Raw genomic sequence first — 19,358 nt, forward strand, 5'->3', positions numbered from 1 at the left:
GCGGCGATGTCGCACGCAGGAGACAGAGTTGGAACATGGATCGGCTGGGTGTTCTTCGCCGATCTAGTGAACGCTTTGGCTCTGACCTTCGGCTACATGTTCTCCAGACCAGTGACCATGCAGTATCCGGACAAGGAAAAATGGTTGCCTTACGCGCGTTACCGCGGGCACCATTTCCTGAAGCGCGACGACGAGGGCGAGATCAAATGCGTGGCCTGCGAACTCTGCGCGCGGATTTGTCCCTGCGACTGCATCGAAGTCGTTCCCTACGAAGATGAGAAGGGCAACCGTCGGCCAGCAATATTTGAAATCGACACGGCCCGATGCCTATTCTGCGGGCTGTGCGAAGACGCTTGCCCAGCGGACGCAATCGCGCTTGGCCAGCAATACGAATTCTCGAGTTTTTCCTCGCGTGACCTGGTGATCGGGCGTGACGATCTGCTCGGCAAGCCGGGTAAGGCGACGACCGGCGGCGGTGTGGTCGCGGCGCGCCTGAACACAGAAAAGGACGTTCTGGTCGAGACGACCGAGCTGCAGGGGTACAACTGGTGGCGGGATATCCGGCGAACGTGAACGCGCGTCCGCCGTCAAGCCGGAACGCGTAGACAGGAGGCTCAGATGCATGTCTGCCAAATTTTGAAAACCAAGTCTCCCGAACTCATCTCGGTTACGCCGGATCAGACGATGGTAGAAGTCCTGCGGTTGTTTCGGGAGAACAACATCGGCTTCGTGGTTGTCAGCCGTTCGCCCGGGGAATGCCTGGGCACGCTGTCGGAGCGGGACTGCTGCAATGCGGTGGCGGAATACGGAATCGAGGCGCCCACCATGCCGGTCGCCGACATCATGAACCGCAATGTCGCGACGTGCTCGACAGAGGATTTTCTTCCCTTTGTGATGGCGATCATGACCAATTGGCGCACACGCCATGTGCTGGTCATGGATGGCGGCGCTGCTGTCGGCGTGGTGAGCATCGGCGACGTGGTCAAGCACCGCCTCGAAGAAGCCCTGCGCAATGAACAGGCGCTGCACGAATACATCGCCGGCGCTGCCTATCGCTGAGGACGCAACCCGGGAACGTCGTTTAAAGCCTTTCCAGGAAAAGCGCGAGGCGGTTTTCCGTCAGGAAATGCTAAAAAAACAATGATCTAGCGTGTTTTCGCGACTCCATTTAAAGCGGAAACCCGCTAGGGTCGACTGCCCGGAAGCTCGGCAATGCCTCGGCCGGGATTTTCAGCGGCCGCCCCCGCTCCCGTCGCCGCATCGAAGGCGCCGCGCACCTTTTCCACCTCCACCGGACAAGGGTATTCGCCCTGCCGCATCAGGCTGTTGAGACGCAGGTCTCTGTAGTTTTCCGGCACGAACACCAGGCCGCTGGGAAAGTGCCTGTTGACCTTGAGTTGCGCTCTCAGTTCGCCCTGGGTGGATCGCACGACCACGTGATCGCGATCCGAAAGACCAAGCTGCGCGGCATCGTGCGCGCTCATCTCGACATAGGGGTCGGCCGCAACCGTATTCAGGATCGCGGAGCGTTCGGAGAGATATCCGTTGTGGAACAGGCAGTTGCCGGTGATCAGCATGAGCCGGTCGCCGGCATTCGGGGTGGCAGGCGGTGGCGCTGAGAACTCATCAGCAGGTGGTGTCGGGATCGATCTGGTAAAGGCGCCGTCGGCACCAAGCCCGTCCAGCGTCAGCCCCTGATAGGCCGGAACCAGTTGGGTCATCTCGTTGAAGATTTCGGCTTGCGTTGACGACCGCAACAGCTGATCTCGGAGCGCCGCGACAAAGTCGAGGATCGCCAGATTGCCCCGCGCCTCGAAGGCGGCTTCGCGGAACTTGCAGACTTTCTGGTTCCGGCCCTCATTGTTGGTGAAGGTGCCGGATTCTTCGCCGTAACTCGCTGCGGGCAGCACCACATCGGCGAGCCCCACCGTATCGGTGAGGAATGCGTCCTGCACGATCAGGAGATCGGCGGCGCCAAGCGCCCGCGTCACGAGTTTCCGGTCGGGGTAGCTCATCAGGGGGTCGCTTCCAACGATGTAGAGCGCGCCCATCCGCCCGCCGTCGCAGAGCTCGAGCATGGTCTGAAAATCTGCGCCCGGTTCAGACGGGATCCCGGCGCCCCAGGCCCTTTCGAAAGTTGTGCGCGCAGCATCATCGACGACGGCACGCAGTCCCGGCAGCGCCGCCGGCAGAACCCCCATGTCCCAGGCGCCCAGCTGGTTGGCGCGGTCGAAGAGAAATTGCATCGCCAGATCCTTGCCGAGGGCACGGAGAATCCGCAGCAGCTTGTTGATCTGCTGTAATGCGGCGCGGGCCAGTGGCGACCTCAGGAGATCGACACTGACAAGAACGGTTATGCTCCCGCTGTCCAGCAGCGCAGCAGCTACGCGGTCCGGCCCGTCACCATCGGTTGCTCCCGGCTTGCCGGTAGGCGCGCCGATACCCGCTGGAACATCGCTCGGCAAGGCCCGACTGGCCGCCGCAGCGAGACAGGCCACCACCGCGGCAAGGCCCGCCGCCTCACCACCCGGCGGAACGCGAACGACTGCCCGAGCATCTGCTTCCAGACGGGATGGCCGCGCCGAGAGCATGAGCAGGTCGGTCTGCCGTCGCCGCGCACCGTCCCGCAGCAGATATTCGGTGACCGGGTTTTCCTCAGTCACGTTGCCACCGACGACCAGCACGCAGTCGTTGCCGATCACCTCTTCCAGCGGCGCGCGCGTGTAGAAGCCGGCCACCAATGGGCCGAGCGCATCGAACGGTGTGTTCCAGCGAGACGCGCAGTCTATGTTATTGGTCCGGAACACCGTCCGCATTACTTTCTGGAACTGATAAAGAATCTCATTGGGAAGGCGCGGCGAGGCCAGCCCGCCCGCAACCTTTCCCTCGACGGCCGAGAGCCGCCGTCGCAGATAGTCCGCCGCTTCTTCCCAGGAAACCGGAACAAGGGCGCCATCACGACGGACCATCGGCCGTTTGATCCTGTCCCGGCTCCCGACGAAATCGAGGCCGAAGCGTCCCCGTACGCAGAGCGTTTCGCGGTTGACCCCATGCTCCTGTTTCGAGCGGACCCGCATGAACTCGCCTTTGCGCGTGCCGACGGTCAGCTGGCAGCCAGTGCCGCAATGCGGGCAGACGGTGTCGGTCTCGGTGAGATCCCAGGGCCGCGCCTTGTAGCGATAAGGAAAGCTCATCAGCGCGCCGACCGGGCAGACCTCGACGCAATTGCCGCATTGGTCGCAACTCGCGAGACTGCCTTCGAAGCCGGTCACGGCGGTATCCATGCCTTTTTCGACCGTGCCCAGGGCGACGGCGCCAACCACTTCCTCGCACATCCGGACGCAACGCTGGCACTGGATACAGCGGTTGACATTCATGATGATGACCGGGCTGAGGCGGATGTCCTTGGAGTGGAACACGCGTTTGGCATCACGGAACCGGCTTTCGCGGGGCCCGTAGGCCATCACCAGGTCCTGCAGTTCGCACTCGCCGCCCTTGTCGCAGACCGGGCAGTCGAGCGGATGGTTGGCGAGCAGCATGTCGAGCATGGAAGAGCGTGTTTCCTCGATCAGCGGCGTGCTCGCCCGCACGACCATGCCGTCGATGACTGCGGTCGCGCATGCTGGCTGCAGTCGCCGCTGTCCCTCGATCTCAACCAGGCACATGCGGCAGGAGGCCAGCGCCGGCAGCCGCTTCAGATAGCAGAAGGTCGGGATGTCGATCCCCAAACGCTCGGCAGCCTGCAGTACGGTAGAGCCCGCCTCCACTTCCAGCGTCTGTTCGTTTATCGTGATGCTAACCATTGCTTTGCTGTGGCCTTCTACTTGCTCTCCTCAGTGAAACGGGCACCGCCTCGCCTCGATATGGGCGACGAATTCATGCTCGAAATGCGTTAGGGCCGCCCGCAGCCCCATGGCTGCACCGTCGCCCAGAGCGCAGAACGTGTTGCCGAAAATGCCCTTGCAAAGCGCCTCCAGCTGTTCCAGATCGCCCGGCGCCCCTTGCCCCGCCTCGACCCGGCGCAGCACTTTTACAACCCAATTGAGCCCTTCGCGGCACGGGGTGCACTTGCCGCAGGACTCATGGTGGAAGAATTCGATGATCCGGGTGGCGACCTTGACCATGCAGGTCGAGTCGTCGATGACGATTACCCCAGCCGAACCGAGCATCGAACCGGCGGCGGCCAGCGAGTCGAAGTCCATTCCAACGTCCAGCCCGCGCTCCGGGATCAGCGGCGCCGAGACCCCGCCGGGGATCACGGCCTTGATCTTGCGCCCCGGCAGTGGCCCGCCGGCGCGGTCCTCCACCAGTTCGCGCAGTGGTATGCCCATCGGCAGCTCGTAGAGGCCCGGTTTCCGCACCTGGCCGCTGAGGCAATAGAGCTTCGGGCCGGGGCTTTTGTCCGGGCCGATGCCGCGGAACCAATCCGGCCCCCGCGCCACGATATGCGGAACGCAGGCCAATGTTTCGACGTTGTTGATGACGGTCGGGCTGGCGTAGAGCCCTTCGACCGCCGGAAACGGCGGTTTCAAGCGCGGCTGCGCCCGCTTGCCTTCAAGCGAGTCGAGCATCGCTGTTTCTTCGCCGCAGATGTAGGCGCCGGCGCCGCAATGGATATGCACGGCGAAATTGAAATCCGAGCCGAGAATCCGCTTTCCCAGATATCCCTTCGCATGGGCCTCGGCGAGCGCCTGCTCGAGCCGCCGGATCGCCAGCACGTATTCCCCGCGGATGTAGACATAGGCGGTTTCAGCCCCGATCGCGTAACCGCCGATAGCCATGCCCTCGATCAGCTGGTGCGGATCACGCTCCATGATGATCCGGTCCTTGAAGGTGCCCGGCTCGCCCTCATCGGCGTTGCAGCACAGGTATTTCGGCTTGCCGGCCGGCTTCGGCACGAAGCTCCATTTCATGCCCGTCGGGAATCCGGCCCCGCCGCGGCCGCGCAGGTTGGATTTCTTGACAAGATCGATGATCTCGTCGGGCGTGTGCTCGCGAAGCGCCTTCGCCAGTGCCTGGTAGCCGCCGCCGGCCTCGTAGGTCGCGAGCAGATGGCCATCCGGCACGTCCACGTTCCTGAGAAGGACGGCTTCTGACATGACGCTACTCTCCCAGCGGTGCTGCGGTGGCGGGATCGGCGCCAATCGCCTGCCCCGTCATCGCCCGCAGCCTTTCCAACAGGGCGTCGATCCGCGCGATGTCGAGGCCGCCGTGATAGTCGTCGCCGACCTGCATTACCGGGGCCATCTCGCAAGCGCCGAGGCATTCGACGGTCGAAAGCGTGAACAGCCCATCCAGGGTCGTGCCGTCCTTTTTGATCCCCAGCACCGCCTCCAGATGCCTCAGCAAGTCTTCCGATCCACGCAGCATGCAGGATACATTGTCGCAGAGCTGCAAGTGGAACACCCCCACCGGCTCGGTGCGGAAAAGGGTGTAGAACGTCGCCAACTCGTAAACCCAGATCCGCTCGACACCGAGGATGTCGGCGACCTCTTCCAGCACGGGGCCGGGCAGATGGCCATGTTCCTTCTGCGCGATTAGAAGCGCGGGCATAATCGCCGAGCGCTGGTCCGGATACCGCGCCGCCGCCACTTCGATCTTTTCGCGCATGTTCATCGCGTCCAAATCTCCCGTTACTTGTCCACCTCGGCCATCACCGGGTCGAGGCTGCCCAGAACGGCGATCATGTCGGCCAGGTAGTGCGCATTGCTCGTCCCGAACAGGCCTTGGAGGTTGACGAACGACGGTGCCCGCACCTTCATGCGGAACGGTTTTTCCGACCCGTCGCTGATGATGTAGAACCCGAGCTCGCCCTTTGGCGCCTCGATCGCCGAATAGACTTCGCCCTTCGGTACCTTGAAGCCGTACGCCGACAGGTCAAAGTGCTGGATCAGTGCCTCCATCGAGCAATGCACCTTGTCCTTGTCCACCGGGAAAGCGATCGTCGGCATGTCGATCTGGAACGGCCCCTCGGGCATCTGCTCGAGGCATTGTTCGATGATGCGCATACTCTCGCGCATCTCCTCGACCCGACATTGCCAGCGCGCGTAGCAATCGCCCTCGTTGCGGGTGATGACGTTGAAGTCGAGCCGGTCGTAGATCTCGTAGGGCTCGTCGCGGCGGATGTCCCAGTCGACGCCGGAGGCGCGCAGGTTCGGGCCGCTCAGGCCCAAATCGATACCGTCTTCGGCGGTGATCACGCCTATTCCCTGCGTGCGCTTCAGGAACACCCTGTTGTTCTCGACCAGCCGTTCATAGTCGCGGATCCGGTTCGGGAAGATGTCGCAGAACTCCCTGATCTTGGGGAAAAAACCGTCGGGCAGGTCCTCGCGCACACCGCCGACCCGGCAGAAGGAGGTGTGCATCCGCGCGCCGCTGATCATCTCTAAGAGGTCCATGATCATTTCGCGCTCGCGCATGGCGTAGAGCAACGCGGTCATTGCGCCCAGGTCCAGCGGCAGCGCGCCGGTGATCAGGAGATGACCGGAGATCCGCGCCAGCTCCGCCATCAGCACGCGGATATATTGCGCACGGATCGGCGCTTTGATGCCCAGGAGCTTCTCCACCGCGAGCGCGAAAGCCAGGTTGTTCGACGGCGGGCAGACGTAATCGAGCCGATCGGTCAGCGGAAAAATCTGGGTGTAGGTGAAGCTCTCGGCCAGTTTTTCCGTGCCGCGGTGGAGGTAGCCGATATGCGGGTCGACGCGAGCGACATATTCGCCGTCGAGCTCAAGGACAAGCCGCAGCACCCCGTGTGTGCTGGGATGTTGTGGGCCGAGATTGAGGAGCACCTCCTTGGTGTCGAGCGCTTCGCCTTCCGGCCTGCTCAGTTCCGTGACTTCGGTCATCTCAAGTTCCCGGCGTGGAGCGGCCTCCTTAGATCACGATGATTTGGGTCGAATCGACCCAAATCATGAACGTGATCGGTTCCAAAAAGTTTGAGCGGGATGCGGGCGGAAAACCGCGCACACTTTTCCTCATCCCGCTCTACGGAATGTTCTTGGTCGCGAGGTCGGGCCGCGTCGGCGGCGGGCCTTCGACGCCAAACGGGTTCAGCTCGTCCTTGTAGCCGCGAAGCGGAAAGTCCTTGCGCTGAGGGAAACCCTCGAAGCCTTCCCACATGTAGATCCGCCGCAAGTCGGGGTGGCCCTCGAACCTTATCCCGTACATGTCCCAGGCTTCGCGCTCATGCCAATTGGCGGTCCGCCAGACGCCCGTCACCGACGGGACCCGTGGCGGATCGTCGAGGCGGCATTTGATTCGAACGCGCCATTTGTTCGGCAGCGAGTAGAGGTGGTACACGGCCTCGTAGCGCGGCACCTCCGGGTAATGATCGACCCCGCAGATGTCCGACAGGAAATTGAACCGCAGCGCCGGGTGTTCCTTCAGAAACCGACAAAGCTCGACGATTATCCCCGGCGGAGCGGCGAAGGCATGAACACCATGGGCGAAGCCAAGATCATCGATTGCGTTGCCGAAGTGCTCCGTGATCAGGATGAGATTGAGGGGTGTCTCCACGCTCATGGCACCGCGATCCGGTCCAGAGGCGTCCCGGCCAGCCCTCGGGACTTCTTGATCTTCTCCTGAAGCAGGAGGAAGCCATGCATCAGCGCCTCGGGCCGTGGCGGGCAGCCGGGAACATGCACGTCTACCGGTACGAAGGTCTCCGCCCCCTGCACCACGGCGTAGGTGTTGTAGACCCCGCCCGATATAGCGCAGGTGCCCATTGCGATAACCCAGCGTGGTTCCGGCATCTGATCATAGAGCCGGCGTACGACGGGCGCGAATTTCCGGGTTATGGTACCGGCGATAATCATCACGTCGGACTGGCGCGGTGATGGCCGGAACACCACGCCGAACCGATCGAGATCATAGCGGGCGCACCCCGCCGAAATCATCTCGATGGCGCAGCAGGCAATACCGAACGTCTCGGGCCACAGCGCCGATTTTCGGCTCCAGTTGATAACGCTCTCGGCGGTGGTGAACAGCACGCTGTCGCGGATCGCATTGTTTACGCCTCCCATTCCAGCGCTCCCTTCAGCCAGGCGTAGGCGAAGCCCACAAGAAGCAGCAATATGAAGACGAACATCTCGACATAGCCGACGAGCCCAATGTCTTTCAGCACGACGGCCCAGGGAAAGAGGAACATCGTTTCGACATCGAAGACAACCAACAGGATTGCGAGAACAAAGAACTGCACCCGGAATCGGCCTCCGGCGGCCTCGCCTGCCGGGTCCACGCCGCATTCATAGGGCATGTTCTTCGCGGGATAGGGATTGGACGGACGCAGCAGCGAAGAGACAAACAGCGTCGCCCCCGCCACCAGAACAATTCCGGCGACCATGACAAGAACCGGGAGGAACTCCATCGCAATCATATCGCGTTGCCCCGTTCACCCGCCGAGGGCTTTCCTCAAGCCGCGACCGACCCAATTCAGGACCGGCAATGCGTCGCCCAGGGAAGGGACTTGGGCTGTCCTTTCTTGAACTCCCAGTCTATTCTGCCGGGCGGATCATTGCAAATCCAATCGATTAGCCCCCAAACACCGAATGCTGGGCAAGCCTCAGAAACCATGCCGGGAATAGGCCGATGCCGATGGTGCCGATGGCGGTGAAGGCGAGCGTGGCGCGGACCAAGGGCGTCAGCGCCGGGTCGAACGCCCTCTCCGGCCCCCGCATGTAGATCACCATGACGATGCGGATGTAAAAGTAGGCGGCGACGGCGCTCAGCAGCACTGCGATCACCGCCAGGATGACGAAACCGCGCTCGACGAGCGCGACCAGGACGTAGAACTTGGCGAAGAACCCGGCCGTCGGCGGAATGCCGGCCAGCGAGAACAGATAGAGCAGCATCAGAAGCGCCAATCCGGGATGCGACTTGGCGAAACCCGCGTAGTCTTCGATAATCTCGCCCGAGAAATCGCCGTTCCGCATCATGATGACGGTACCGAAAATGCCGAGATTCATCAAAGAGTAGATCAACAGGTAGAGCATCACGCTGGCGATCCCGTCGGCACTGCCGGCCACCACGCCGAACATGGCGAACCCGGCATGGGCGATGCTGGAATAGGCCAGCAGGCGCTTGAAATTATCCTGCACCAGCGCCACGAAACTGCCGAGCGCCATCGTCACCACCGCAATGACCGCGACGATGATCCAAACGTCCGAAGCTGCGAACAGCGGGTTGAGAAACACCCGCAGGATCACCGCGAACCCAGCCGCCTTGGGGCCTACCGACATGAAGGCGGTGATCGTCGTCGGCGCGCCTTCATAGACGTCCGGTACCCACATGTGAAACGGCACCGCGCCGACCTTGAAGACCAACCCCGCGACGATGAAGACCACAGCCAGCAGCAATCCGGGATCGAGCGGATCGCCGGTCGCCGCCGCAGCCATCGCGTCCAGCTGCGTGGTGCCGGTGAGCCCGTAGAGCAGCGAAACGCCGTACAGGAAAATCCCGGTCGAGACAGAGCCAAGGATCACATATTTCAGCGCCGCTTCGTTCGATCGCTGCTCTCGCCGCAGGAAGCCAGTCAGCACATAGGTGCAGATCGCCATCAGTTCGACGCCGACATAGACCGACAGGAGGTCGGTCGCCGAGGCCATGATCATCATTCCCGAAAGCGCAAGAAGCAGCAGGACATAGTATTCGCTGCTCCCGATCCCTTCGGTCTCGGCATATCGTCGCGAAAGCAGGAATGTCAGAACGGTGGCGAGGTAGAACACAAACTTGAAGAAGACTGCGAAGCGGTCAGCGATGAACATGCCCGTGTAGGCCGGCCGCACCTCGCCGGCCAGCTTGAGTGTCACAAAGGCGGCAATCAGCACGACCGCGACGGAAGCCCAGACAAGGAAAGCTTCCTGCCCCTTGCGCAGAAACTGTCCCAGGATCAGCAGGATGCAGGCCCCAGTGATCACCACGATCTCGGGCAGGCTCGCGAGCACCGACTGGAGGAGCGCGGCGGCAGTCATTGGCCGCTCCCCTTACCGTGCACTTGCATCAGCAGATGCTTCGCGGAGGCGTCGATAATGTCGAGAAAGGGTTTCGGATAGAGCCCTACCCAAAGCACGAAGACGGCCAGGGGCAGGATTGCGGCCATCTCGCGGGCATTTACATCGTGTATGCTGAACCGGGCGCCGACGCTGGCTGGACCAAGCGCGACTTTCCTGTACATGCCAAGCAGATAGGCCGCGCCCAGCAATGCGCCCACAACGGCGGTCGCGCCAACGGCCAGGTCCGCCGCAAAACCGCCCGACAGCACGAGCAACTCTCCCACGAACGAATTCGTTCCCGGCAGCGCCATCGCCGACAGGACGAACAACGCGAGAAACGCGGTATAAACCGGCGCCGCCTTCATCAACCCGCCATATTGCGCCATACTGCGAGTGTGTGTCCGCTCGTAGATCAGGCCGACGAACAGGAACAACGCGCCTGTCGTTACGCCGTGATTGAACATTTGCAGGATGCCGCCCTCAAGCCCGCGCAGGTTCAGCGCAAAAATCCCTAATGTCACGAAGCCCATGTGGCTGATGCTCGAATAGGCCACCAGCTTCTTCAGGTCGTCCTGCGCCAGCGCAAGCAACCCGCCATAGACGATCGCAAGCGCCGAAAGTGCCAGCATCAGCGTCGAATAGTGCACCGACGCCTCCGGCAGCATCGGCAGCGAGAACCGCAGGAATCCGTACGCGCCCATTTTCAGGAGCACGCCCGCGAGGATGATGCTGCCCGCCGTCGGTGCCTGCACATGGGCATCCGGCAGCCAGGTATGGACCGGGACCATCGGCACCTTGACCGCGAAGGCGATCAGGAACGCGAAGAACAGCCAGGACTGGACCTCGAACGGCAAATCCTGCGCTGTCAGGGCGAGGATGTCGAAGGTCTCGCCACCGTGGAAATAGAGCACGATGACACCGATTAGGAATAGAAGGCTTCCCGCCAGCGTGTAGAGGAAGAACTTGAATGCTGCATAGACCCGGCCTTCGCCGCCCCAGACGCCGATGATCAGATACATCGGGATCAGCATCGCCTCCCAGAAGACGTAGAACAAGAACAGGTCGAGCGCGCAGAACACGCCCAGCATCAACGCCTGCATGACCAGCAGGCTGACCATGAACTCCTTCACCTTGCGGTCGATCGCGGTCCACGAGGCAACCACGCAGATCCAGCCCAGCAGCGCAGTCAGGAACACGAAGAGCGCGCTTATTCCGTCGATGCCGAGCGCATATGTGATCCCAAGCGCGGGCACCCACGGGCGCCTCTCGGTGAACTGCATCTCATGGGTGGTGGTGTCAAAGCTGGCCAGCATGGCCAGGCAGAGAGCGAGGTCGAGGATGGTGACACCCAGCGCTGTCCATCGTACCGCATCGTCACGGCGAAGAAAGATCAGAACCGCTGCCCCGGCGACGGGTGTGAATACGATGAGACTTAGTAGCGGGAATCCCATCGCACCTCCTACCGCCACGCCACGGCGAAGACGGCAACGGCGGCGATCACACCGACAATCATCGCCAGCACGTAGTGCGTCACGACGCCGGTCTGGAGCCGACGCAGCGCCCCGCCGCCACGCAGGATCGAGCGGGCGACGCCGTTCACGATGGCGTCCACGCCGGTGAGATCGATCCGCAGTCCCGCCCGTGCGGCCCCATGCAGGAAGGGCAGCGCCGCGGTCTCTGACACGTCGCTCACCGCCTTTTCGTAGCGCGCCAGCGGTTTTTCGGCGATCCACATGAAGACCCGCGCACCCTTGCGGTAGAACCAGTCAGTGTCGAGGCTGATCGTGTTCTCGGGATCGAGCGCCTTGAGGAACAACACGAACCCCAACGCGGTGAACATCAGCACGCCCAGGCTTTCGGTGATATGGACGCCAGTGTAGGGTTCGAAGTCGACCGGATAGGGCAGCAGCGCGTAAAGCATCTGGGGGAACACCCCGATCGCGATGCAGAGCACCGCCGCCATGCCCATGGCGACCAGCATGTTGCCGGGCGGTTCCCGCGCCTCCAGCTTCCGGTCTGTGCCGAAGAACATGTAGTACGGGAGCTTCAGTCCAGTGTGCAGGAAGGTCCCCGACGACGCCATCGTCAGCGCCAGCACCACCAGCGCCCGATGATCCTGCCCGGCGGCGGCCACCACCATCGATTTGGTGACGAAGCCGGAGAAGAAAGGAAATGCCGAAATCGCGAAGGCACCGACCATATAGAGCGCCACGGTCATCGGCATGGTTTTGTAGAGCCCACCAAGCTCGGTGAGCTTGCGACGGCCAGTAACATAGATTACCGCCCCGGCCCCCATGAACAAAAGCGCCTTGTAGAGGATATGCGCGAAGGCATGGCCGGTTGCCCCGTTCACAGCCATCTCCGTCCCGATGCCGACGCCCGCCACCATGTAGCCCACCTGACTGACGATGTGGTAGGCCAACAGTCGCCGGCAGTCGTTCTCCAGCACCGCGTAGATGACGCCGTAGAGCGCCATCGCGGTGCCGAGCCAGACCAGAAGCTCGGTGCCCGGAAACGCCCGTGCCAGCACGTAGACGGCGGTCTTGGTGGTAAAAGCGCTCATGAACACCGCCCCCGTGACGGTCGCCTCCGGATAGGCGTCGGTCAGCCAGGCGTTGAGCGGCGGCACAGCCGCGTTGAGCAGGAACCCGGCAAGAATCAGGTAGGCGCCCACCCCCATCCCCCCCTCGATCGGGCCGAGGAGCAGCGAGCCGGTGGCGAGCCCGTGGAGAATGATGCCGCCGAGCAGCGCCACGCCGCCGGTGATGTGGACCATGAGATAGCGAAAACCGGCGGCGACCGCCTGCCGGCTGCCCTGGGCGAAGACCAGATAGGCAGAGGCAAATGCCATGCCCTCCCAGAACAGGTACAAGGTCAGGTAATCGCCGGCGAACACCACACCGAGCGCGCTGCCGACGTAGACGAACGCGGCGACATGCTGGCCAGCGTGAGGCAGGTGCAGCGCGTAGACCGTTCCGATCAGCGCCATGATGGTAAAAACGGTGGCGAAGACGATGCTCAGCTTGTCGACCTTCGCGATCAGGACTTCCTGCCCGATGAACTGCATCTCGCCGTGGCTGCCCGGCGGCATCGCCAGCACGGCGAGGATCGCCAGCGCCGGAATCAGCAGCAGATATGCCTTGCGGATCGACCCACCGAGCAACGGGATCGCCAACGCGCCGAGAATGAAGATCAGACCCGGATGGATGAAATCAGTCATAATAGTCCTCGCGCCGCATGAGCCCACCCTGATGGCCGAGGAACTTGGAAACGAAAATCAAAAGCACACAGGAGCCGAAGCCGTAGACGGCAGACCAGCCAGGCAGGCGGTCCCACAGGTATTCGGCGTGCTCGCGAGAAACCAGAAAGTCGGCGACGACGATCAGGACGAGCACCAGATAGAACAGTCGGCGGCGCTGCCTCGCATGTTCTTCGTCACCAAAGAAGTCGACGACGCGCTTGATCATTTGACCACTCCGTCCGCCAGAGCGAGAAAATAGCCGGGGAAGATGCCCATCAGCACTGACAGGATGGCGGTTGCGACCAAGGGGATCGTCATCATCGGAATTTCACGGACCGTCGCCGGACTTTCCTGCACCTCCGTCCCGAAAAAGGCGACATAGCTGACCGGCAGGAAGTAGGCGGCGTTCAGGACCGAACTCACTAACAGCACGATCAGGAATGCAATCTCCCCCGCCTCCACAGAGCCCAGCGCCAGATACCACTTGCTGACGAAGCCAGCGGTCGGCGGCACCCCGATCATGCTGAGCGAGCCGACAAAGAATGCCCCCATCGTCCAGGGCAGCCTGCGGCCGATACCGGCCATGTCGCTGATGTTCCGTTTGCCGGAAGCGCAATAGATCGACCCGGCGCAGAAAAAGAGTGTGATTTTCGAGAAGGCATGAGCGGCAATGTGGATAATCCCGCCGACCATTGCGACCGGCGACAACAGAACCACGCCCAGCACGATGTAGGAGAGTTGGCTCACGGTCGAATAGGCGAGCCTGGCCTTCAGGTCGTCCCGGGTCAGGGCGTAGACCGACGCCATCAGGATGGTGAACGAGACCAGATAGGCCGTGGCTATGCCGAGGCCCAGCTCGCCGACCAGCCCGACGCCAAAGACGTGGAACACCACCCGCAGCACGCAGAACACGCCCATCTTGACCACGGCCACCGCATGCAAGAGCGCGCTGACTGGCGTCGGCGCCACCATCGCGGCAGGCAGCCATGCGTGCACCGGCATCACAGCTGCCTTGGCGAAGCCGAAAAGATAGCAGAAATAGACGACCGTCAGCAGCGCCGCCGAGGCATCGGCCCCCGCCAGCAGTCCCCCCGCCACAAAGTCCAGCGACCCCGCAATGTGGTAGGTTAGCGCCAGCGCGGCGAGCAGCACGCTTTTCGATGCACCCATCAGATAGACGAGGTACTTGCGGCTGCCCGTCCATCCCTCCTCGTCCTCGTGGTGGTAGACGAGCGGATAGGTAACGAGGCTGAGCACCTCGTAGAAGATCACCAGCGTAAACAGATTGGCGGCGAAGGCGCCCCCGACGGCCGCTGCGAGGCTGGTGGCGAAACAGGCGAAGAACCGGGTCTGCGCATGCTCGTTCAGGTGCCGCATGTAGCCGATGGAATAGATCGCGGCCACGATCCATAGAAGTGACGAGACTGTGGCAAAGACCATGCCGAGCGCATCGACGCGGAAAGCGAAGTCGATCCCCGGCAGTATCTCGAAAAGGCGCAAATTGACGGTCTCGCCCGCCAGCACCGTGGGCGCCATCGAGGCGACAATCGCGAACAGGGCGATCGCGGCCAACGGCGAGACGACGTCGCGGAGTTTCTCGCGGTTGTTCAGAAGGACAACCGCAAGGGCCGCCAGAGCCGGGACGGCGACGGCAAGTAGCGGCCGGATCGATGTCTCCGGGTCCAAGCCGCTATCCTTTCATCATGTTCACGTCGTCGACCTTGAGGGTGGATTTGTTCCTCACAAGGGCGACCAGGATGCCAAGGGCGACGGCAACCTCCGCCGCAGTGATTGCGATGACGAAGATCGCGAAGATCTGCCCGCGGAAATCATCGTACTGACGGCCGAAAGCGATGAAGTTGATGTTGACCGAGTTGAGCAGCAGCTCCAGCGACATCAGCACAACCAGAATATTTCGTCTGAGCAAGACGCCCGCCGCACCAATCACGAACAGGGCCACGCCGAGCAAAATATACCACCAGAGCGGAACCATCACCCCTGCTCCTTCCGCGCCAGCACGATGGCGCCCACCAGAGCCGCCAGCAGGATCACGGAGGCGGCTTCAAACGGCAGGAGATAATCGGCAAAAAGCGTCGTGCTGAGCTGTCTGATCGCATCACCGCCGCGCGTCGCGACGGGCTCGGTGGCAGAAAAACGGTCGCTCCGGATCACCAGCACGAGCATCTCGATCCCAAGCAGGACGAGCAGCACGAGAGTTGGAAGGCTGCCGCCCGGCAAGAACCGCTGCAAGACGGCTTCCCGCACATCGATCATCATGATCACGAACAGGAACAGCACCATGATCGCGCCGACATAGACGAAGATCTGGATGACGGCGAGCAAGGGCGCCGCGAGCATGATGAAGATTGCGGAGATCTGCAGAAAACAAGCCATCAGCGCCAATGCGCTGTGAACCGGATTCCGCGCCACGACGACCATCAGGGCCGCGACCACGGCCACCGTAGCGAACAGAAGAAAAAACCCCTGATCCATTCGACGCCGCCCCTCCGGCGCGAACTGTCACTCGGCGAGACGGCCGGATTGGAGATAGCGCCGCACTTTAGATGCGTTCATAAATTGTGCCCTAGTATCGGATTTTTCACAAGATTATTGTCGGCGGCTGAATCGGATGCGCTGGTCCGATAGTGGCGCGATTGCTGCCGAGACCTTTAAGCAAACGCTGGAAGCGAAAGTCACAAAACTCCCTCGCAAGCGGATAGACGGGCACCCTCTTCGTGCGGCTCGCAAGCCAAACAAAAAGCCGCCCTTTCGGGGCGGCTTCTTTTGATTTGGTTGCGGAGCATGCAACCGCCGATACCAACACGCTCTGCAAGCCGCTCTTTTGCTTTTGAAGAGGATAGTGCGCAAGGGGCATCGTAGAAGTGCCTAAGCCGCAATCGGCGTTTCATGCAGATGCCGCCACTGGAGGGAACTATCTGCGGAAGCTTCCAACACCACGGTCGAGCGCCTTGCGGTTTCAACCCCGCCCGCATCCGCGTGCGTCTCGCGATAGGTGACGCAGGCTCCGCCCGCCCATTCATGACTGATCTGCATCTCGTCGACCGTGATCCGCAACTCCGGGCGTTTCCCGTGCAGGCGTCCGAACAATTCACCCACGCCTTCTTTGCCGAGAGCGGTCCCTTGCATGGAGATCATGCGAAACTCAGGCGAGAAGCGTTCGAGCAGTTGCACCAGATCGGAGGGGCGAGCCGCCCCGGTGAACCAGCGTTCGATCGCAACGTGGATATCGAAGATCTCACGGAAGAATTTTTCAGTATCGGTCATGTTCGGCTCCTTGTCGGACATTGTGAAAAAATGGGCTACGCGCGCTAGTCGGCCCGCCGCAGGCGCAGAACGAAGGGCAGTGGAAACACGATCAGAGCGGCAGCGATCACAAAACAGTAGCGGTAGGGCAGAACGTCGGCCGCGCCGTCGCTGGTCGCGAGGAAAAGCCCCAGCAAGCCTCCCAGCACACTCGCACCGAGCGAGAAACTGAGCTGACGGTTGATGTTCCACAGCGCACTTGCCTCTGCCATCCGTTCCGTCCGAACCGACGTAAAGGCTGCCGTCTGGGCCGTGGAAGTGCAAAGGCTCGCCCCGAAGCCCATGGCAACAAAGGACGCGATTCTGACGGCGAACATTCCGGCGAATGGTGTGGCCAACAGCAGCACGCCGGCGCAGGTGACGGTCATGCCGACGAGAAAGAGCGGGCGTGGGCCTCGGGACGGAAACAGCCGCCGCGTGAACATGATGGCGACGAAGGATGCGGCTGCCCATGGAAGCATAAGCATTCCCGTCTGTGTGGCCGTCAGACCAAGGCGGTCCTGCAAGTACAGGGAGGCGATCAGGTTTACGCCCGTGAAAACGCCCGGCACACAAAGGTAGATGATGCTGCCGGTCCTGAGCATCGGATCGGAGAGCAGACGCAGATCAAGCAGCGGCTCGCACGAACGCAGCGCATGGCGGACATAGGCAGCGCCCGCGACAATCGCCAAGGCAAGGACAATCGCGGCATGAACGCCGCTTCCCGTCTGACTCATGAGCGTCAGGCCCAGGGGAAGGCAAAACAGGGTGATGGCGCTCAACAGGAAGCCGGGAATGTCGAGCGCCGGCTTCGCTTCCGCCAACCGATCGACCGGCGCCCAGGCAAGGGCCAATGCTGCTATCGCCGCTGCCAATGGTGCAACGCCGATAAACACCCAGCGCCAGGACAGATGATCGGCCGCGATCCCGCCGATGGCGGGTGAAAGTGCCGGCACCAGCAGCGCAACCGTCATGACCACGGCCGTCAGATGGGCGCGGTCTTCCGGCGGATAGGCGCGATAGGCCATGCTCTGGCCGACCGGCACGAGCAGTCCTCCGCCGAGACCCTGAACGAGCCGCCAGGCGAGAAGCGTCGCAATCCCAGTGGCCATGCCCCCGCCGATGCCGCCCACCGCCACAATGAGCAGGGAGGCAATGAACACGCGGCGCTCGCCGATCCGACGCGCAAGCCAGCTCCCCAGCGGAATGGCGACAGTCAGGCCGAGCATGTAGATCGTGCCGACCCAGGCGAGTTGCACGACCGATGCGTTCAGCTCCCGCTGCAACGCCGGCAGGGCGGCATTGAAGATGAATATGTTCGCGAGATCGACCGCGAAGCCGAGAAGATAGAGGGTGGCAATTCGGGAGCGGGCGGACAACGGGAAAACCTTCGATGGGAATGACGCCTGCGGGATATTCCCTTTCATGTTGTCGAATAAGGCGATACAATTCTACATCACTTGTCGTATTTCTTTACCAATCGGAGTGCATGCATGACGGTGAGTCTTGACCGCCTGACTGTTTTCCGCGCCGTCGTGGAAACAGGATCGTTCACAGCGGCTGCCAAGCAACTCAATCAGGCCAGAGCCGCCGTCAGTTTCAACGTCAAGCAGCTCGAAAGCGAATTGGGCGTCACGCTCCTTCATCGCACCACGCGCAGCCTTGCTCTGACCGATGCCGGCGAACGGTTCTATGCGCGCTGCCTGCGCATTCTCACGGAAGCCGATGCGGCGATTGCCGAAGCGCGCACGGAGCAAACGATGCTGAGCGGCAGCTTGCGCCTGACATCGACTGTTGAATATGGCGTCGCGGTGATCGCTCCGGCGCTTCAGAAATTCACCGCGCTGCATCCAGACCTCGACGTCCAGTTCGAAGCCTATCCGACGAATGTCGACCTCCTGCGCGACCGCTTTGACGTCGCCATCCGGCTGGGGCGCAACGAGCAATTCCAGACCTCGCCATATGCCGGTGTGCACCTGGGGACGTATCAGCTCAGGCCAGTCGCGTCGCCGGACATTATCGCCTGCGTTGAAAGGACTGTCGTTGGTACGCCCGCGATGCTGAGCGCGCTGCCGCACATCAGCAATGCCACCGTCGACCATGTGAAAAGCTGGAAAATGTTCGACGAAGACGGGCGCGAATGCGCGTTCGAGGTGCCTCGTCGGTCCCGGCTACTTGCCAACAACGCATCGGTCGTCAAGGCGCTAGCGATTGCCGGCGCAGGCGTAGCACTTCTGCCTGACTGGTTCGTGGCGCCAGAACTCGCCAAGGGCACGTTGGCCGACGCCCTGCCGTCCTATCGCTTTCCCGACCACCAGATTTACGCGATGCACCTGCCCATGCAGATGGTCCCGCAGAAAATCCGGGCCTGGCTCCGTTTCCTCAAGGATTATGTCCGTCGTTGATTTCTGGCACGGCAGACTTCTGCTCGGACGTTCTCGACCAAAGCCTATGTTCCCGCATGGCGGACGGCCAGAGGAACGGCAGCAAGCGGTCGGGACGCTGCGCTCGCTCATCGAGAAGATGGTCTGACACCAGGCTCGGAACGCGGCGAAACTTACACCACGCTGCCCGGCGAATTGAGCACGATCCTCAACTGTGGGGGTGGGTAAGCTATTGGAAAGATTGATAGACCAAACACGCCCGGAGCTGGGCTCGCTGGAGGGTCGTTATCTGTGGTTTCGTGTTCCGAATTTGGCTTTTGCCCCTTGGCTTCGGGCTGCTCCACTCCTCGGCCTGTTAGGAGTCAAACAAAAAGCCCGCCGGTTTTCACCTGGCGGGCTTTTTTGATTTGGTTGCGGGGGCAGGATTTGAACCTGCGG

The 19,358-nt window shown here is 62.0% G+C and carries 19 protein-coding genes; 3 read left to right on the plus strand and 16 right to left on the minus strand.

Going from position 1 to position 19,358, the window contains the following annotated elements:
- Positions 1-6: 6 nt before the first annotated feature.
- Positions 7-573, plus strand: coding sequence for an NADH-quinone oxidoreductase subunit I (locus ABIE33_RS30810; protein WP_429132132.1), 567 nt, complete (start codon positions 7-9; stop codon positions 571-573).
- A gap of 45 nt (positions 574-618) precedes the next feature.
- Entirely contained in the window at positions 619-1,059 is a 441-nt protein-coding gene (locus ABIE33_RS30815; RefSeq protein ID WP_429132134.1) for a CBS domain-containing protein, read from the plus strand.
- 125 nt (positions 1,060-1,184) lie between these two features.
- Here ABIE33_RS30815 and nuoG read toward each other — a convergent pair whose 3' ends face one another.
- From nuoG to ABIE33_RS30895, 16 genes are all read right to left on the minus strand, one after another.
- Complete coding sequence (gene nuoG, locus ABIE33_RS30820) at positions 1,185-3,803, minus strand: NADH-quinone oxidoreductase subunit NuoG (RefSeq protein ID WP_429132136.1); 2,619 nt, start codon at positions 3,801-3,803, stop codon at positions 1,185-1,187.
- Positions 3,804-3,833: 30 nt separating this feature from the next.
- A complete protein-coding gene (nuoF, locus tag ABIE33_RS30825; protein WP_429132138.1) occupies positions 3,834-5,099 on the minus strand; it encodes an NADH-quinone oxidoreductase subunit NuoF in 1,266 nt (421 codons plus the stop codon).
- Between the two features lie 4 nt (positions 5,100-5,103).
- A complete protein-coding gene (gene nuoE / locus ABIE33_RS30830; protein WP_429132140.1) occupies positions 5,104-5,616 on the minus strand; it encodes an NADH-quinone oxidoreductase subunit NuoE in 513 nt (170 codons plus the stop codon).
- 17 nt (positions 5,617-5,633) lie between these two features.
- Entirely contained in the window at positions 5,634-6,848 is a 1,215-nt protein-coding gene (nuoD, locus tag ABIE33_RS30835; protein WP_429132142.1) for an NADH dehydrogenase (quinone) subunit D, read from the minus strand.
- Positions 6,849-6,987: 139 nt separating this feature from the next.
- Positions 6,988-7,524: an NADH-quinone oxidoreductase subunit C gene (locus tag ABIE33_RS30840; RefSeq protein WP_429132144.1), complete on the minus strand. Its 537-nt coding sequence runs from the start codon at positions 7,522-7,524 to the stop codon at positions 6,988-6,990.
- A complete protein-coding gene (locus tag ABIE33_RS30845) occupies positions 7,521-8,024 on the minus strand; it encodes a NuoB/complex I 20 kDa subunit family protein (RefSeq protein ID WP_429132147.1) in 504 nt (167 codons plus the stop codon). The genes ABIE33_RS30840 and ABIE33_RS30845 overlap by 4 nt, the downstream gene beginning before the upstream one ends.
- Entirely contained in the window at positions 8,012-8,377 is a 366-nt protein-coding gene (locus tag ABIE33_RS30850; protein ID WP_429132148.1) for an NADH-quinone oxidoreductase subunit A, read from the minus strand. Before ABIE33_RS30850 ends, ABIE33_RS30845 begins: the two co-directional genes overlap by 13 nt.
- 154 nt (positions 8,378-8,531) lie before the next feature.
- Positions 8,532-9,971: an NADH-quinone oxidoreductase subunit N gene (locus tag ABIE33_RS30855; protein WP_429132150.1), complete on the minus strand. Its 1,440-nt coding sequence runs from the start codon at positions 9,969-9,971 to the stop codon at positions 8,532-8,534.
- Complete coding sequence (locus ABIE33_RS30860; RefSeq protein WP_429132152.1) at positions 9,968-11,443, minus strand: NADH-quinone oxidoreductase subunit M; 1,476 nt, start codon at positions 11,441-11,443, stop codon at positions 9,968-9,970. The genes ABIE33_RS30855 and ABIE33_RS30860 overlap by 4 nt, the downstream gene beginning before the upstream one ends.
- Positions 11,444-11,451: 8 nt before the next feature.
- Entirely contained in the window at positions 11,452-13,212 is a 1,761-nt protein-coding gene (locus tag ABIE33_RS30865) for a Na(+)/H(+) antiporter subunit D (protein ID WP_429132153.1), read from the minus strand.
- Positions 13,205-13,459, minus strand: coding sequence for a hypothetical protein (locus tag ABIE33_RS30870; RefSeq protein WP_429132154.1), 255 nt, complete (start codon positions 13,457-13,459; stop codon positions 13,205-13,207). Before ABIE33_RS30870 ends, ABIE33_RS30865 begins: the two co-directional genes overlap by 8 nt.
- Complete coding sequence (locus tag ABIE33_RS30875) at positions 13,456-14,919, minus strand: monovalent cation/H+ antiporter subunit D family protein (protein ID WP_429132155.1); 1,464 nt, start codon at positions 14,917-14,919, stop codon at positions 13,456-13,458. Before ABIE33_RS30875 ends, ABIE33_RS30870 begins: the two co-directional genes overlap by 4 nt.
- A 4-nt stretch (positions 14,920-14,923) precedes the next feature.
- The gene (gene nuoK, locus ABIE33_RS30880; RefSeq protein WP_429132165.1) at positions 14,924-15,226 is read right to left on the minus strand and encodes an NADH-quinone oxidoreductase subunit NuoK; all 303 of its coding nucleotides are present in this window, start codon (positions 15,224-15,226) and stop codon (positions 14,924-14,926) included.
- A complete protein-coding gene (locus tag ABIE33_RS30885) occupies positions 15,226-15,726 on the minus strand; it encodes an NADH-quinone oxidoreductase subunit J family protein (protein WP_429132157.1) in 501 nt (166 codons plus the stop codon). The genes nuoK and ABIE33_RS30885 overlap by 1 nt, the downstream gene beginning before the upstream one ends.
- 393 nt (positions 15,727-16,119) lie before the next feature.
- Positions 16,120-16,518 carry a hypothetical protein gene (locus ABIE33_RS30890; RefSeq protein WP_429132159.1) on the minus strand — a complete coding sequence of 133 codons (399 nt, stop codon included), beginning with the start codon at positions 16,516-16,518 and terminating at the stop codon, positions 16,120-16,122.
- Between the two features lie 44 nt (positions 16,519-16,562).
- Positions 16,563-17,915, minus strand: coding sequence for an MFS transporter (locus ABIE33_RS30895; protein ID WP_429132161.1), 1,353 nt, complete (start codon positions 17,913-17,915; stop codon positions 16,563-16,565).
- A 114-nt stretch (positions 17,916-18,029) separates the two neighbouring features.
- On the opposite strand from ABIE33_RS30895, the gene ABIE33_RS30900 reads away from it, so the two are divergent.
- Positions 18,030-18,941: a LysR family transcriptional regulator gene (locus ABIE33_RS30900; RefSeq protein ID WP_429132163.1), complete on the plus strand. Its 912-nt coding sequence runs from the start codon at positions 18,030-18,032 to the stop codon at positions 18,939-18,941.
- Positions 18,942-19,358 lie beyond the last annotated feature (417 nt).

Origin of the sequence: Ensifer sp. 4252, from assembly GCF_050434565.1 — a bacterium.
Lineage (GTDB): Bacteria > Pseudomonadota > Alphaproteobacteria > Rhizobiales > Rhizobiaceae > Ensifer.